This window comes from Yokenella regensburgei (genome assembly GCF_003634235.1).
Classification (GTDB): Bacteria; Pseudomonadota; Gammaproteobacteria; order Enterobacterales; family Enterobacteriaceae; genus Yokenella; species Yokenella regensburgei.
In genome coordinates this window covers 759,446-774,709 of the sequence record NZ_RBIZ01000003.1, presented here as the reverse complement: position 1 = coordinate 774,709, position 15,264 = coordinate 759,446, and the positions used below count along the sequence as shown (strand labels likewise).

At 56.1% G+C, this 15,264-nt stretch carries 13 protein-coding genes; 3 read left to right on the top strand and 10 right to left on the bottom strand.

Translation table 11 applies throughout. The features are described from left to right. Positions 1-19: 19 nt before the first annotated feature. Genes C7387_RS03905 through C7387_RS03895 form a run of 3 tightly spaced genes read left to right on the top strand, consistent with a single transcriptional unit; the run spans position 20 to position 4,366 of the window. On the top strand, positions 20-688 hold the full coding sequence (locus tag C7387_RS03905) for a fimbrial biogenesis chaperone (protein WP_006820438.1): 669 nt from the start codon (positions 20-22) through the stop codon (positions 686-688). Next, positions 688-3,234: a fimbria/pilus outer membrane usher protein gene (locus tag C7387_RS03900; RefSeq protein ID WP_120816118.1), complete on the top strand. Its 2,547-nt coding sequence runs from the start codon at positions 688-690 to the stop codon at positions 3,232-3,234. The genes C7387_RS03905 and C7387_RS03900 overlap by 1 nt, the downstream gene beginning before the upstream one ends. After that, positions 3,224-4,366, top strand: a complete 1,143-nt coding sequence (locus tag C7387_RS03895; RefSeq protein ID WP_120816117.1) for a fimbrial protein — start codon at positions 3,224-3,226, stop codon at positions 4,364-4,366. The genes C7387_RS03900 and C7387_RS03895 overlap by 11 nt, the downstream gene beginning before the upstream one ends. 32 nt (positions 4,367-4,398) lie before the next feature. Here the strand turns inward: C7387_RS03895 and cheZ are convergent, their stop codons facing one another. The 10 genes from cheZ to motA form a co-directional block, all read right to left on the bottom strand. Further along, positions 4,399-5,043 carry a protein phosphatase CheZ gene (gene cheZ, locus C7387_RS03890; RefSeq protein WP_006820441.1) on the bottom strand — a complete coding sequence of 215 codons (645 nt, stop codon included), beginning with the start codon at positions 5,041-5,043 and terminating at the stop codon, positions 4,399-4,401. 10 nt (positions 5,044-5,053) lie between these two features. Continuing rightward, positions 5,054-5,443: a chemotaxis response regulator CheY gene (cheY, locus tag C7387_RS03885; RefSeq protein WP_006820442.1), complete on the bottom strand. Its 390-nt coding sequence runs from the start codon at positions 5,441-5,443 to the stop codon at positions 5,054-5,056. A gap of 15 nt (positions 5,444-5,458) precedes the next feature. Next, the gene (locus tag C7387_RS03880) at positions 5,459-6,508 is read right to left on the bottom strand and encodes a protein-glutamate methylesterase/protein-glutamine glutaminase (RefSeq protein WP_006820443.1); all 1,050 of its coding nucleotides are present in this window, start codon (positions 6,506-6,508) and stop codon (positions 5,459-5,461) included. Next, on the bottom strand, positions 6,505-7,374 hold the full coding sequence (cheR, locus tag C7387_RS03875) for a protein-glutamate O-methyltransferase CheR (protein ID WP_038256825.1): 870 nt from the start codon (positions 7,372-7,374) through the stop codon (positions 6,505-6,507). The genes C7387_RS03880 and cheR overlap by 4 nt, the downstream gene beginning before the upstream one ends. 19 nt (positions 7,375-7,393) lie before the next feature. Beyond that, a complete protein-coding gene (gene tap / locus C7387_RS03870) occupies positions 7,394-8,992 on the bottom strand; it encodes a methyl-accepting chemotaxis protein IV (protein ID WP_038256823.1) in 1,599 nt (532 codons plus the stop codon). A gap of 36 nt (positions 8,993-9,028) precedes the next feature. Continuing rightward, positions 9,029-10,693, bottom strand: a complete 1,665-nt coding sequence (gene tar, locus C7387_RS03865) for a methyl-accepting chemotaxis protein II (RefSeq protein ID WP_006820446.1) — start codon at positions 10,691-10,693, stop codon at positions 9,029-9,031. A gap of 134 nt (positions 10,694-10,827) precedes the next feature. Further along, on the bottom strand, positions 10,828-11,328 hold the full coding sequence (cheW, locus tag C7387_RS03860) for a chemotaxis protein CheW (RefSeq protein WP_006820447.1): 501 nt from the start codon (positions 11,326-11,328) through the stop codon (positions 10,828-10,830). A gap of 20 nt (positions 11,329-11,348) precedes the next feature. Beyond that, positions 11,349-13,382: a chemotaxis protein CheA gene (cheA, locus tag C7387_RS03855; protein ID WP_120816116.1), complete on the bottom strand. Its 2,034-nt coding sequence runs from the start codon at positions 13,380-13,382 to the stop codon at positions 11,349-11,351. A 4-nt stretch (positions 13,383-13,386) separates the two neighbouring features. Beyond that, the gene (gene motB, locus C7387_RS03850; protein WP_006820449.1) at positions 13,387-14,316 is read right to left on the bottom strand and encodes a flagellar motor protein MotB; all 930 of its coding nucleotides are present in this window, start codon (positions 14,314-14,316) and stop codon (positions 13,387-13,389) included. After that, positions 14,313-15,206, bottom strand: coding sequence for a flagellar motor stator protein MotA (gene motA / locus C7387_RS03845; protein WP_006820450.1), 894 nt, complete (start codon positions 15,204-15,206; stop codon positions 14,313-14,315). Before motA ends, motB begins: the two co-directional genes overlap by 4 nt. Positions 15,207-15,264: the final 58 nt, after the last annotated feature.

Below are 15,264 nucleotides of genomic sequence, written 5' to 3'. Positions count from 1 at the left end.
GTGCAACCGCATACTACTAATGATAGTCACTGTTTTATTTAGCCAGTACTGTTATTCATCAGGAATACAGATCGGTAGGACTCGTGTTATTTATGAAGCAAATAAAAAGGAAGTCGCACTTCCGCTGACGAATAAAGACAGCCAGTCCCCGTGGTTAATTCAGTCGTGGGTAGATACGGGAGATGGAAAAACCCGCGGTCCTTTCATCATCACCCCGCCGTTATTCCGGTTAGATCCACAAAAAGAGCAGAGCCTGCGCATCGCCTGGAACGGTACACCGCTGCCTGCAGACCGAGAGTCGCTGTTCTATCTCAACGTACGCAGTATCCCCGCCGTCGGTAAAGATGAAGAGGATAAAAACGTGTTGCACCTTATCTACAAAATGCGGATGAAGCTCTTCTGGCGCCCGCAGGGGCTGGACGGAACGCCTGGCGAAGGGTGCAAAAATCTGCACTTTAAAAGCGATGCCGGCACCTTCAGCGTGCTGAATAACAGCCGCTATTTCATTATTTTTGATTCGCTCAAGGTCGGCAGCACCGCGCTGGATGATATTGAGATGGTTCCACCGCTGGGGCAGGTCTCTCATCCGCTCCCGATGGCCGCGGGCAACAGCCAGGTGGTCTGGCACTGCATTACCGATTATGGGAACGCCTCCGCCCGCTATAGCGCTCCAGTGGAGCGTGGCTGATGGGGAAATCAAAGCAGCATCGACTGCGCCCTGCTCGCTCTGCCGTTCACGCCCTGAGCGCCATCTTTTTCATGGCGACGATGACAGCTACTGCCCGGGATTATGTTTTCCCGCCTTCGGCGCTGGAAGGCGACCAGCTCTCATCTCAGGATATTAACCTGTCGCTGTTTTCGAACCCTAATGCGCAGCTACCTGGCAATTACCCCACTTCGGTGTTCATTAACCATCGTAAAGTCACCGACGTCACACTCAGCTATATCAATGGCGCTGATGGCTCACTGCAGCCGCAGCTGACCCCTGCCATACTGCGCGGCTGGAATATTCGCATTGACCGCTACCCTGCCTTTAGTGAACTTGCAGAAAACGGTCCATTAAAAAGCGCCATTGGTGACTATATTCCCGCCGCGGTGGCGAGCTTTGACTTCAACCAGATGGCGCTGAACCTGAGTATTCCGCAGGCCGCGCTCGGTACGCAAAACCGGGGAGAGATAGACCCTTCGCGCTGGGATGACGGCGTACCGGTGCTGTTCAGCGACTACTCCCTTTCAGGGATGCAGCAGCGTGGTGGCGGCGACTCCACCAGCAACCAGTACCTGAGCCTGCGCAACGGCGTCAATCTTGGCGGATGGCGGCTGCGCCATTACGCCACCTGGAATCACACCGACAGCGGCTCGTCATGGCAGAACATCAACACCTGGCTGCAGCACGATATCGATACGCTCAAGGCCCAGTTTACCGCCGGGGAAAGCAGCACCCGCGGCGACGTCTTCGACAGTATCCGCTACAAAGGGGTCAATCTCGCATCTGATGATGAAATGCTGCCCTGGAGCCAGCGCGGGTTTGCCCCCGTGATCCGCGGCATTGCCAGCAGCAATGCGGAAGTCTCCGTCCGCCAGAACGGCTACGTCATTTATCAGGCTAACGTTGCCCCAGGTGCGTTTGAAATCAACGACCTCTACGCCACCACCAACAGCGGCGATCTGGAAGTGACCGTAAAAGAAGCCGACGGCAGCGAACACCAGTTTATCCAGCCCTATTCAAGCGTCGCCGTGATGCAGCGCCCGCAGCATCTGCGTTTCGAGGTCACTGCCGGTCGCTATCGGCCGGACAGCGGACAAAGCGCTGACGATCCGCTGTTTACTCAGGGTAGCGCTATTTATGGCCTCAATAACGCACTGACGCTGTTCGGCGGCAGTACCGTTGCTGAACATTATCTCGCGCTGAATACCGGCGTAGGTCTGATGCTGGGTCAGTTCGGTGCGCTTTCCACCGACGTCACCTGGGCGCAAAGTTCACCTGAATCGCTGGATACCAGGCGCGGTCAGTCCTGGCGCGTGCTTTACTCCGGGAAAATTGAACCGACCAATACCAGCTTTACGCTTGCCAGCTACCGTTATTCGACGCAAGGGTATTACAGCTTTGCCGACGCCACCCTGCGCGGGCACCAGAACGAAGACGACGAATGGCAATTTCAGTACAACAAGCGCAACCGCATTCAGCTCAGCCTGAGCCAGGTGATTGCCGGCAGCAGCATCTACCTCAACGGCTACCAGCAAAACTACTGGCAGACCTCACGTACCGAACGTAGCCTGTCGGCCGGGATCAGCCGCACTTTTGATGGCATTGGCACTCACCTTGCGTATACCTACAGCAAAAACAGCGATGACGGCAGCGATCAGATGCTTTCCGTTGGCATCAGCATCCCGCTCAGCCGCTGGCTACCGAAAAGCTGGGCAAGCTACAACATCAGCAACACCAAAGGTGGCAGCACTAACCAGAACCTGGCGCTAAACGGCACGTTACTTGATGACGACAGACTCAGTTATTCGTTGCAGCAAAGCAGAAGCAACCACGGTGGCGCGGATAGCAGCAGCGTCTACGGCAGCTACCGCTCACAGTACGCCAATCTGAACGCAGGCTATTACTACGCCACGGACAATTCACAGCAGTACAGCTACGGCGCCAGCGGGGCTATCGTGGCTCACCCGCATGGTGTGACACTGTCACAACCGCTCGGTGATCAGTTTGCCGTTGTCCACGCGGAAGGGGCTGAAGGTATCCGTTTCCAGAACCAGCGCGGCATTCGTACCGACTATGCCGGCAACGCTATTATCCCATCGCTGACCGCGTATCAGGAAAACAGCGTACGTATCGATACCACCTCGCTGCCCCTGGACGTTGATACCGATGAAACCGCCATCGTGGTCATTCCCTCTCACGATGCTGCGGTCAGCGCCACTATCAATGCCCACGTGGGCTATCGGACATTAATTAGCCTGCATCTTGCGAATGGTAGTCCTGTACCCTTTGGCGCTTTTGCCACCATCGACAACAGCAGCCTGAGCGGCATTGTTGACGATACCGGTACCCTGTACCTGGCAGGACTTGGGGAGAAGGCCGCCCTCAGCGTTAAATGGGGCACTCATCAGAATCAACAGTGTCACGCTTCCCTGACGTTAAAGGATGACCCACAGGAAACGCCTAACCCTGCAGGTATCCATCTTCTTCACGCCGTGTGTTTCCCGGAGAAAATCAATGATCAGTAATATCTATCGACCCCTGTCGGGTGTCCTGCTTCTGCTAGTAGCGGGCGCGACGCAAGCCAGCGCCCTGAGTGGCTGCTTTTCCGGCCCTGCGGACTACACGGTAAATTATGCCGCTGACTGGACGGCCAGCGACGACGTGGCCGGAAAAACCTATGGTGATAACAATCATCTGCTGGGTAGCGGCTCCTTCGCCGAGGCCAACTGTAATTGTCCCTCCGACATGACAACCGGCTCTACGGTTTATGAAACCACCTGGGCGGGCAGTCCGCTTGCAACCGGAGTAGCAGGTTACGGACAATTGACTGACAGTCTTGATATCGATATCACGGGCTACAGCGACAGTGTCAAAGCTCCTGATGGCAATTACCTACTCTCCTTAAGCATAAATGATTACCCGACAGCTTTATCTTCAATGTCTAGCGTGCAAGAAGTAAGCTTAAACGTGGACGAAGGCACCGCCAGCGTATGCAGTAAAGAAACCCACCCGGGCAGCTCACAAGCCACTAAACGCCAATTCAAGTGGAACGTTATTCGCGCCACGTTCTATATCAAAAAGCCGTTACTCGGCGTTGAAACCATTCCACCGACCATAGTGGCACAAAACTATAGCTGCCTCTCTGTGGAAAGCAGCAGTTGTACCACCGCCGATGCGACGCTGGTTTCAAATATCTGGCTCACCGGCACTATCACGGTCCCGCTCAGCTGTACCATCAACGCCGGCAGCACCATTGAGGTTGAACTTGGCAATATTGTCAGCAGCCAGTTTATCGCTCAGGGCCAGCCGCCAGCTGGCTATACGTTAAAGGATGTCGACATCACCTGGCACTGCGACAACCCGGCCATCGGTAATAGCGATAAAATCAAAATGACGCTAACGGCCGACCAGGGCGTTGCCGACAGCGGTAGCGGCTATATTGCGAAAATGCTTAACCGTGATGACGTTGGTGTCCGAATGTATGATGCCAACAGCAGTAATATCAGTCTTGATGGACAGGTCTCGTTACCCATCGACGTTGATGACCAGGGGAATGGCGCACTGCATCTGCAGGCAGCACCGGTTGCGACGACGGAAAAGCGCCCCGAGCCGGGTAAGTTTGAAGGTAATGTGACGCTTAAGATGGATCTGCGATAAAAATAATGGCCCGTCAGGGCCATTAAGAAGGATCAGAATCCGAGGCTGTCGAGCAGGTCGTCAACCTGGTCCTGGCTTGCGACCACGCCAGCTTTGGTGGCATCCATCTGCGGGCCATTCAACAGGCTGTCATTTTCACGCTTCGACTTTGCTGGCTGTTCCGGCATGTTCTCCAGCAGCACCATCAGCAGCTGACGTTCAATCTCCTGGATAACGTCCATCATGCGCTTGATAACCTGACCGGTAAGGTCCTGGAAATCCTGCGCCATCATGATCTCCAGCAGCTGGGCGTTGGTGAAGCTGGTGTGCTGCGGCACTTCTGCCAGATAGCTGCGGGTATCCGTCACCAGATCACGCGCGTCGGCAAGCTCAATCGGGTTTTCGAACCACTCGTCCCAACGGCCAGACAGCGCTTTTGCCTGCTTCTCCATCTGGTTCTGGTGCGGCTGCGACAGCTCCACGCAGTTCAGCGCACGCTCGGCGGCCTGTGCGGTCATCTGCACCACATAGTCCAGGCGGTCACGGGCATCCGGGATCGCTTCTGCCGCTTCTGCAATCGCCTGATCCAGCCCCAGCTCGCGCAGACTGTCACGCAGCATACGGGTCAGGCTACCAATGCGGACGATGATATCCGCAGCGGAATGTTCATCTCCAGGTTTAATCATGGGTTGCATCATCGTCCTGCCCTCACATGCCAAGTTTCTCGAAGATTTTGTTCAGTTTCTCTTCGAGAGTTGCTGCGGTAAACGGTTTAACGACATAGCCGCTGGCGCCGGCCTGCGCTGCAGCAATGATATTTTCCTTCTTGGCTTCTGCGGTCACCATCAGTACCGGCATAGAGGCCATTCCGCCGTCGGCACGAATGGTTTTCAGCAGCTCAAGGCCGTCCATGTTCGGCATGTTCCAGTCAGAGATAACAAAACCAAATCCACCCGCCTGAAGTTTGTTCAGCGCGTCAACGCCGTCTTCTGCTTCTTCAACGTTGTTAAATCCCAGCTCTTTTAGCAGGTTACGCACGATGCGACGCATGGTGGAAAAGTCATCCACAACCAGAAATCTAAGCTCTTTATCCGCCATAAAACTCCACTCCTCTTAAATACGTATTGCCTGTCCGGCACTGATTTTCGCCAGCATCTGCTGGCTTACCTGGCTAAGATCGACCACTTCGCTGACGCCACCCATATTGATGGCCTCACGCGGCATGCCGAACACCACACAACTTGCTTCATTCTGCGCAATCGTCCAGGCTCCCGCCTGGTGCATTGCCAGCATCCCGGCCGCGCCGTCGTTGCCCATCCCGGTGAGAATGACCCCCACCGCGTTGCGCCCCGCAAACTTAGCGACCGAATGAAACAGCACATCAACCGCCGGGCGATGCCGGTTTACCGGCGGCCCGTCGTGAATTTTGATTTGATAGTTTGCCCCGCTGCGCGACAGCTCCATATGCTTGTCGCCTGGCGCAATGTAGGCGTGCCCCGGCAGCACACGCTCGCCGTCTTCCGCCTCTTTCACCGTAATCTGACACAGCTTGTTCAGACGCTCGGCAAAAGAACGGGTGAAGCCCGGTGGCATATGCTGGGTAATAAGGATCGCCGGGCTGGTGAGCGGCATTGGCTGCAGCACATGGCGAATGGCTTCGGTCCCTCCGGTGGAGGCGCCAATCGCAATCAGCTTCTCCGAACTCAGCAGCGGCCCCGCCTTCAGCGTGGTTGGCGCTACTGCCGGTTTATGCGCATTCACCCGCGCTCTTGAGGCTGCGCGTACCTTCTCGGCGATCATTTCGCTGTAGGCGAGCATGCCTTCACGGATCCCCAACTGCGGTTTGGTCACGAAGTCCACCGCCCCCAGTTCCAGCGCGCGCAGCGTCACTTCGGAGCCTTTCCCGGTGAGCGAAGAAACCATCACTACCGGCATCGGGCGCAAACGCATCAATTTTTCGAGAAAGTCCAGACCGTCCATTCGCGGCATTTCAACGTCCAGCGTCAGCACGTCCGGATTGTATTTTTTGATAAGATCCCGGGCGACCAGAGGGTCCGGCGCTGTCGCAACCATCTCCATGTCACTATGACTATTGATAATTTCCGTCATGATCTGGCGCATCAGCGCTGAGTCATCAACAGACAACACCCTGATTTTACTCATGCTCTTTCCTTACTCAGCGCATAAACCGTCTGGCCACGCAGGCTAAACTCACGCACGAGATTGCTGAAATTCTCTGAGTGGCCGGCAAACAGCAAACCGTCCGGCTTCAGCAGAGGAACAAAACGGCGCAGAATCTCTTGCTGAGTCGTTTTATCAAAATAAATCATTACGTTACGGCAGAAGATGGCGTCAAACGGCCCCGGCACGTTGTAGTGACGGTCAAGCAGGTTTAACGAAGAGAACTCAACGTAATTGGCGAGCTCCTGTCGAACGCGCACCAGCCCGCTGTGTGGGCCGGTCCCACGCATGAAATAGTGCTGAAGCTGCTGCTGCGACAGCGTTTTCAGCTCTTCCTGGCGGTAGATGCCACTTTGCGCTTTCTGCAGCACCTCGGTGTCGATATCGCTCGCGAAGACCTTCCAGCGTCCCGGCGCCGTACCCAGCGTGTCGGCAAGCGTCAGGGCAATCGAATACGGTTCTTCGCCGGTCGAGGCCGCCGCGCTCCACACCCGGAACTCACCGCCACGATGACGACGGGCGTGCTCCGCCAGCACCGGGAAGTGGTGGGCTTCACGGAAAAAGGACGTCAGGTTGGTGGTCAGGGAGTTAATAAACGCCTGCCACTCCGCATTGTCCTGATTCGATTCCAGCATGCCCAGATAGTGACCAAAATCCTCCAGCCCCAGCGTCCGCAAGCGACGCACCAGGCGGTTGTAAACCATATCGCGCTTATGATCGGCCAGCACGATGCCCGCGCGCTGGTAAATCAGTTGGCATATCCGACGAAACTGCGCGTCGGACAGCGCCAGGCGCTGCGTCATCTGCATAAGTAACGACGATTGCCCTGTGGGCAGAGATGATGTCATAGCGCCTTCTTAATTCCACTCAGGAAACAACAGGTACAGGCCCAGCCGTTACGTCATGCTGAGTCACATTTTTTTCTTCAATTTCGAAGACAGACACCAGTGCGGTCAGCCTGTCGGCCTGACCTGCCAGCTGGTCGGTGGCCGCAGCCCCTTCTTCCACCAGCGAGGCGTTTTGTTGGGTTACCTGATCCATCTGGCTTACCGCCAGCGCCACCTGCTCAATACCGCGACGCTGTTCGTCAGAGGCTGAGGCAATTTCGCCCATGATGTCGTTCACCTGGGTCACCGACTGCACGATGTCCTGCATGGTGTTCGCCGCCATGTCGACGCGGGCGGAGCCTTCCTGCACGCGGGCCACGGATTCTTCAATCAGGGTTTTGATCTCTTTGGCCGCCTGGGCACTGCGGCTTGCCAGGTTTCGAACTTCTCCGGCGACAACCGCGAAACCGCGACCCTGTTCACCAGCACGCGCCGCTTCTACCGCCGCGTTCAGTGCCAGAATGTTGGTCTGGAAAGCGATGCCGTCTATCACGCTGATAATGTCGCCAATCTTCTGCGAGCTGGTCGCGATCCCCTGCATCGTCTCCGCCACGTGCGACGCCTGATCGCCACCACGGCGGGCGGTTTCGGCGGCGTTGCTGGCAAGTTTTGATGCCTGACGCGCGTTATCGGCGTTCTGTCCAACGGTTGCGGTAAGCTGTTCCATACTGGCGGCCGTTTCCGCAAGCGACGACGCCTGCTGCTCGGTACGCGAAGAAAGGTCGTTGTTACCGGCCACAATCTCCGAAATCCCGGTATGCATCGCATAGCTGCCGGTACGCACCTGGCTTACCGTATCGCGCAGCGCAGTCTGCATCGCCTTCAGCCCGGCAAAGATGGCAGAGATCTCATTACGTCCGAAAACCGCTATCGGACGCGCCAGATTCCCCTGAGCAATGCTTGCAAAGTGGCTGCTGACGATAGCCAGTGGCTGGACGATCATTTTGCGTGACCACCACAGCGATGCACTGGTGATAAGCGCCGCGAGGATGAGTACAGTGACAAATATGACCGCCGAGCGATGGTAGTTGCTCTGCCCTTCCCGTCCGGCGTTATCGACGAACAAATTAATGTGCTGCTGCCAGGCGCTGAAGTTGTCATCAAACTGCTGTTGTGATTTCTCCACCGGCGCCGACATAAAGTCCGACAGCTGATTATTCTCAAGCCAGGTCAGCTGGTGCGTCAGATCATCGTGCCAGGCGCTGTAGGTTTTTTGCGTCTCGTCCATCAGGCGCTGGCCTTCCGGATTCATCGCCGGAACCGCGACAAACGTCTTCAGCAGACTTTCTGATTCATGCAGCGCAGCGCGCGCATTAGCAATCAATGACTTAACATCATCAGCCGGGTAACTCAGTGCCGTCAGCGTGCCCGCCTTATTCAGCGCCACGCTTGCCTGCAGCAGTACCGAGCGCATCTGAGCCAGCTGTGTGCGCTGTTCATTACTGTGCTCAACCTGCTGCAGACTATGGAACCCATCGCGGAATGCCCAGAACGACAGCCCGTTGCTACCCACCTGCAACAGACCGCAGATAATCAAAATCACAAATAATGTGGTCGAGATTCGAATTCGATTAAACATCCCCATTCCCCGGTTCACGGCACAATGCCAAAATTATTAAAATGTTTCCCAATTAGCGTCGCTGCCCGATGTAGCACCAGGCGAACGTAACGTTATCGGCGCGGCTTCCGGTTGCTGCACCTTATAAGTACTATTTTTTTTGCTTTTCGCATGATTCAGCTGGAAAGCGGCCACGGCCTGAGTGAGACGGCTCGCCTGCTCCTCCAGCGCTGCCGCAGCGGCGGCAGATTCCTGCACCAGCGCGGCGTTCTGCTGGGTGACGCGATCCATTTCCGACACCGCCAGCGCGACCTGATCGATACCGCGACTCTGCTCATCAGAGGCGGACGAAATCTCGCCCATAATATCGGTCACGCGCGTTACCGCATTCACGATCTCGCGCATGGTTTCCCCGGCGCTTTCTACCAGCGTCGAGCCGGTATCGACACGCGACACTGAATCCTCAATCAGGGTTTTGATCTCTTTGGCCGCCTGGGCGCTACGGCTCGCCAGATTACGGACTTCCCCGGCAACGACCGCAAAACCACGCCCCTGCTCGCCGGCGCGGGCGGCTTCAACGGCGGCGTTCAGCGCCAGGATGTTGGTCTGGAATGCAATACCGTCGATAACGCTGATAATGTCGGCGATTTTTTGTGAACTGCCGGCAATCTCGTGCATTGTTTTCACCACGCCATCGACCACCCGGCCACCGCGGTCGGCGGTTTCCGAGGCGCTCTTCGCCAACTGTGACGCCTGACGCGCGTTATCGGCGTTCTGCTTCACGGTGGCGGTAAGCTGCTCCATGCTGGCGGCAGTCTCCTCGAGCGCCGACGCCTGCTGTTCGGTGCGGGAAGAGAGGTCGGTGTTACCGAGCGCAATTTCGCTGGTCCCGGTATAAATAGCGTCGGTACCTTCACGCACCCGGGTCACGGTATCGATAAGCGAATGCTGCATATGGTTCACGGTGCCCGCCAGTTCAGCAATTTCGTTGCGTCCCGGGAGCGACAGCGAGGTGGTCAGATCACCGCTGGCGATCTGGCGCAGCTGATGCATCACTTTCGCGAGCGGATTCAGCAGGATATGCCGTACTCCGGCCCATACGGCGATCAGCACCACCACCAGCACCACGGCAAGAATCGCCAGTTGCCATTGAGCAAAGCGGTAGTCCTGGCCGCTGGCAGTATAGTTTTGCTGATACAGCGCTTCGCTGCGGGCTGCGAACTGGGTCATCGCTTCACCCAGTGCGTTCTGCATTCCCTGCGTCGGTTGGGCAAAATAGGCATCCATGTTGCCGCCGTCGAGGAAGGCAATCAGTTCGCTCAACGCCGCGTGGTATTGCTGATAACGCGAATTCACTACCTGGGTGACTTCATTCATCGATTCCGGCTGCGCCGCTTTGCTGAACGCATCGTAATGTTTTTCGGCTTCGGCAAGCGTCAGTCGGGCGTTTTTCAGCAGTTCTGTTTTAGCGCTGCTCTGCTGATTCGCAGCATCCATCATCATGCGGGCGGACGAGCGGCTCAGGTTAATTCGGGTTTGCAGCATCAGCTCCCAGGTTTTACTTAATTCAGTTTGCTGGGTGCGCAGTTCGTTAGAAAGCACAAAGCTTTGCTGGTTTTGTTGTAGGGAAGAAAATAAAAAACCACCAGATAGCAGTTGAAGGAGTGCGAAGACAACCAGCACCAACATCAACAATGTGACAACTCGGATACGGTTCAACATACAACACCTTTTCTATTATTTATTAACGGTGTTATCGGCATACCGGGAAAGAACTTTAAAGGCGGGAGCAAGGAAAATTGCACTTTGGTACATTGAGGCAGAGACAAAAAGCCCCGCCGAAGCGGGGCGTTGGGTCAGGCAACGTGGGCCGCAGCGTCAATCAGGGCCATCTCATCGCTGTTCAACAGCTTCTCGATGTTAACCAGAATCAGCATACGTTCACCGAGCGCTCCGAGGCCGGTCAGGTACTCGGTGGAAAGGGTGACGGCAAACTCCGGCGCCGGACGGATCTGGTCGGCGGCGAGCGACAGCACGTCAGAAACGCCGTCAACCACGATACCCACCACGCGCTGGCTCAGATTCAACACGATAACGACCGTGTTCTCATCGTAATCCACCTCTTCCTGGCAGAACTTCACGCGCAGGTCGACGATTGGCACGATAACGCCGCGCAGGTTGGTGACCCCTTTGATAAAGCTCGGGGTATTGGCAATACGCGTTACCTGATCGTAGCCACGAATTTCCTGCACTTTCAGGATATCGATACCGTACTCTTCATCGCCAAGCGTGAAGACCAAAAACTCCTGGCCCGATGGCTCGCCTGCCAGTTTTGTTACAGTGCTCATACCGGTCATGTTATTACCTTCTAACTCATTCAGGCGGCTGTGTACGCCACACGTTGTTCACGATTAATGCTCTGCAGCGCGGAGACATCGACGATAAGCGCAACGCTACCGTCACCCAGGATGGTCGCCGCGGAGATACCCGGCACTTTGCGGTAGTTGCTTTCGAGGTTTTTCACTACCACCTGGTGCTGACCAATCAGCTGATCCACCAGCAGCGCGTAGCGACGACCGGCGCTTTGCAGGATAACCACAATCCCCTGCGTCGGTTCAGTATTGGCGCCGTCGACGTCGAATACTTTCCACAGTTCCACCAGCGGCAGATATTCACCGCGCACTTCCAGCACGCGCTCGCCGCCGGCCAGCGGATGCAGATCTTCTTCACGCGGCTGCAGAGATTCCATTACCGCATTGAGCGGCAGAATAAAGACTTCGCCGCTGACCTTCACCGACATACCGTCGAGAATAGCCAGCGTCAGCGGCAGCAGAATGCGAATCGTCGTCCCCTGCCCCTGTCTTGACTGAATTTCGACGTGTCCGCCCATCTCCTGGATGTTTCGTTTCACCACGTCCATACCAACGCCGCGGCCAGAAACGTCGGTCACCTGCTCGGCGGTGGAGAAGCCCGGGGCGAAAATCAGCATCCCGACCTCGTCATCGGTCATGTTTTCGTTAACCGCCATGCCCTGAGAAATTGCTTTCGCCAGAATACGTTCGCGGTTGAGGCCCGCGCCATCGTCGGTCACTTCAATACAGATGTTGCCGCCCTGGTGTTCCGCCGACAGCACCAGATTGCCCACCGCAGATTTCCCGGCAGCCATACGCGCCTCCGGCAGTTCGATGCCGTGGTCAAGACTGTTACGTACCAGGTGCGTTAACGGATCGATAATGCGTTCGATAAGGCTCTTATCAAGTTCCGTCGAGCTGCCCATCTGGGTGAGTTCTACCTGTTTACCCAGCTTGCTGGCCAGGTCTCGCACCAGGCGCGGGAAGCGGCTGAAGACATATTCCATCGGCATCATACGAATCGACATCACCGATTCCTGCAGATCCCGGGCGTTACGTTGCAGCTGGCCCATGCTGGTGATGAGGTCGCCGTGTTGTACCGGATCCAGCTCGTTTGAACGCTGGGCCAGCATCGACTGAGTAATAACCAGTTCGCCGACGAGGTTGATCAGCTGGTCCACTTTTTCTACCGCCACGCGGATACTGGTGGATTCACTGGCGCGGGCCGCCGGTTTTTCACGTGCTGCTGGCGCCTGCTCTTTTGCCGCAGGCTTCAGCATCGGGGCTGTAGCCGCAGGCTCCGCAACCACAACCGCGGTTTCGGCGGCTTTCTCTTCAACCGGCTCGTCAACAACGGCAACGGCCGTCGAGGCGGTTTCGAAAGCAATCTGATCGGCTTCAATAACAAAGCACAGCACCGCGACGATATCGTCCTGGTCGACGCTGCCGTCGAGCGTTGCTGCCAGCGTATCGTCGGTTTTTTCCACCTGGCTCAGCTGTGCAAGGTTACTGAGTTCTTCCTGCAGCATATCCGGCTCACCGGGCTTCAGGCGTGACAGGATAATGCGCAGTTTGCCTTCTCCGGCATCCGCATTAACCGCTGCATCGTCATCGGCGTCGACCACGGTCAGTTTTGCGCCGCTGACTGCCGGCGCAGCGCTTTCTCCTTTGGCCTCGAGCGCCAGCTGGCGCAGGGCATTGCAGATGTATTCAAAGCTGGCAGCATCCGGCTCCTGGGAGCTTTTATAGGCGTCGAGCTGTTCCTGCATAATATCTTTCGTTTCCAAAAACAGGTTGATAATGTCGGTGTTGAGCTGCATCTCACCGCGCCGCGCGTCATCCAGCAGGTTTTCCATCAGGTGCGTGGTCTCCTGCAGGACGGTGAATCCGAAGGTGCCAGCCCCTCCTTTAATGGAGTGTGCCGCGCGGAAAATCGCGTTCATCTGCTCCGAGTCAGGTGCTTCTGGAACCAGATCCAGCAGGTGTTGCTCCATATCCGCCAACAGCTCGTCGGCTTCATCAAAAAACGTCTGGTAAAAATCGCTGATATCCATGCTCACGCTATCACCTCTGAATGGCTTGTGGCGATGTGGGACCGGCTGCCGGCGGGACCGCCGCTGGCTGCTGTAATACGCTTAAAGGTTCGTTCTGGCTTTCCGCATTTTCATGCAAAATCGCCTGTTCGGCCTGCTGGTTAAGCACCAACAAACTAATACGACGGTTGATAGCATCATCGCCGCCGCGATCGCTAAGACGCATGGTGTTCGCCATCCCGACTACGCGCAGCACTTTGCCATCATCAAGCCCCCCGGCGACCAGCTCGCGACGTGACGCATTGGCACGTTCTGCGGACAGTTCCCAGTTGCTGTAACCCCGATCGCCGTTGGCGTACGGGAAGTCATCGGTATGACCCGAGAGGCTAATTTTGTTTGGTATTTCGTTCAGAACCGGCGCAATGGCACGCAGAATATCGCGCATATAGGGCTCAACTTCTGCGCTGCCGGTTTTAAACATGGGCCGGTTCTGGCTATCGATAATCTGAATACGCAGACCTTCCTGCACCAGATCGATCTTCAGGTGTGGACGCAGCGCTTTCAGCTTCGGATCGGATTCAATCAATTGATCGAGTTCGCCACGAATTTTCTGCAGGCGGCTCTGCTCCATGCGTTTTTTCAGGTCATCGATATTCGGCTGTTTATTCACTTCCCCCTGCTGCTGGGTGAAGTCATCACCGCCGCCAGGGATCGGGCTTTCACTGTTGGATACCCGAGGCCCGCCGGTGATCGCCGTCGCCAGCGGGGTACGAAAATACTCAGCAATCTGAATCAGCTCTTTCGGGCTTGAAATAGAGATGAGCCACATCACGAGGAAGAACGCCATCATCGCCGTCATAAAGTCGGCATAAGCAATTTTCCAGGATCCGTGGGCATGATTCGCATGCCCTTTGTGTTTGCGCCGTTTAACAACGACGATAGGATGCGCCTGATTTTTCATGCGTCCTCGGTCGTAGTCTGTTGCTGCGCCGTCGGGTTACGTACTGCACGCACGTGCTCTTCCAGTTCGATGAAGGACGGACGCTCGCTGGAGTACAGGGTTTTACGCCCAAACTCGACGGCAATTGGCGGCGCATAGCCGTTAAGATTCGACAGCAACGTGATTTTGACGCACTGCATCATCTTAGTGGTTTCCGCGCTTTTTTGACGCAGAACGCTTGCCAGCGGGGAGATAAAACCATATGCCAGCAAAATACCGAGGAACGTCCCCACCATCGCATGGGCAATCAGCGAACCCAGCTCTGCGGCCGGACGGTCGGCAGACGCCAGCGCATGAACCACCCCCATGACCGCCGCAACGATACCAAACGCCGGGAGAGAGTCCCCCACCAGCGCCAGGCTGTTCGCCGGCACTTCGGCTTCGCTTTCATGGGTTTCAATTTCTTCATCCATCAGCGCTTCAATTTCGAAGGTGTTCATGTTGCCGCTGATGATGAGACGCAGATAGTCGACGATAAAATCGAGCATAATGCTGTCGGCGAGAATGCGCGGGTAGCTTGCAAAAATCTCGCTCTCTTTCGGGTTTTCAATATCCCGCTCCAGCGAGAACATCCCCTGCTGGCGAGACTTGGCCATCAGGCGATAGAGCAGCGCCAGCAGATCCATGTACATGGACTTGGTGTACTTTGAACGGCGAAACAGCAGCGGCAGCGCCTTCACGGTACCCTTGATAGCTTTACCGTTGTTACCAACGATAAACGCCCCGATCCCCGCACCGCCGATGATAATGAGCTCCGCTGGTTGATAAAGTGCCCCAAGGTGCCCGCCGGTCATGGCATAACCACCGAAAACTGTACCGATAACAACCAGGTAACCTAATAAGATAAGCACGACATCATCCTTCCAGTGTTGACTAAGGCAAGAATGAACAGCGTCAGAGAAAACCTGA

Excerpts from the sequence above, each read along its gene's own strand:
- cheW (WP_006820447.1), bottom strand. The coding sequence starts at position 11,328 with ATGACCGGTATGAGCACTGTAACAAAACTGGCAGGCGAGCCATCGGGC.
- C7387_RS03900 (WP_120816118.1), top strand. The coding sequence starts at position 688 with ATGGGGAAATCAAAGCAGCATCGACTGCGCCCTGCTCGCTCTGCCGTT.
- C7387_RS03905 (WP_006820438.1), top strand. The coding sequence starts at position 20 with ATGATAGTCACTGTTTTATTTAGCCAGTACTGTTATTCATCAGGAATA.
- cheY (WP_006820442.1), bottom strand. The coding sequence starts at position 5,443 with ATGGCGGATAAAGAGCTTAGATTTCTGGTTGTGGATGACTTTTCCACC.
- cheZ (WP_006820441.1), bottom strand. The coding sequence starts at position 5,043 with ATGATGCAACCCATGATTAAACCTGGAGATGAACATTCCGCTGCGGAT.
- C7387_RS03895 (WP_120816117.1), top strand. The coding sequence starts at position 3,224 with ATGATCAGTAATATCTATCGACCCCTGTCGGGTGTCCTGCTTCTGCTA.
- C7387_RS03880 (WP_006820443.1), bottom strand. The coding sequence starts at position 6,508 with ATGAGTAAAATCAGGGTGTTGTCTGTTGATGACTCAGCGCTGATGCGC.
- tap (WP_038256823.1), bottom strand. The coding sequence starts at position 8,992 with ATGTTTAATCGAATTCGAATCTCGACCACATTATTTGTGATTTTGATT.
- cheR (WP_038256825.1), bottom strand. The coding sequence starts at position 7,374 with ATGACATCATCTCTGCCCACAGGGCAATCGTCGTTACTTATGCAGATG.
- motB (WP_006820449.1), bottom strand. The coding sequence starts at position 14,316 with ATGAAAAATCAGGCGCATCCTATCGTCGTTGTTAAACGGCGCAAACAC.
- tar (WP_006820446.1), bottom strand. The coding sequence starts at position 10,693 with ATGTTGAACCGTATCCGAGTTGTCACATTGTTGATGTTGGTGCTGGTT.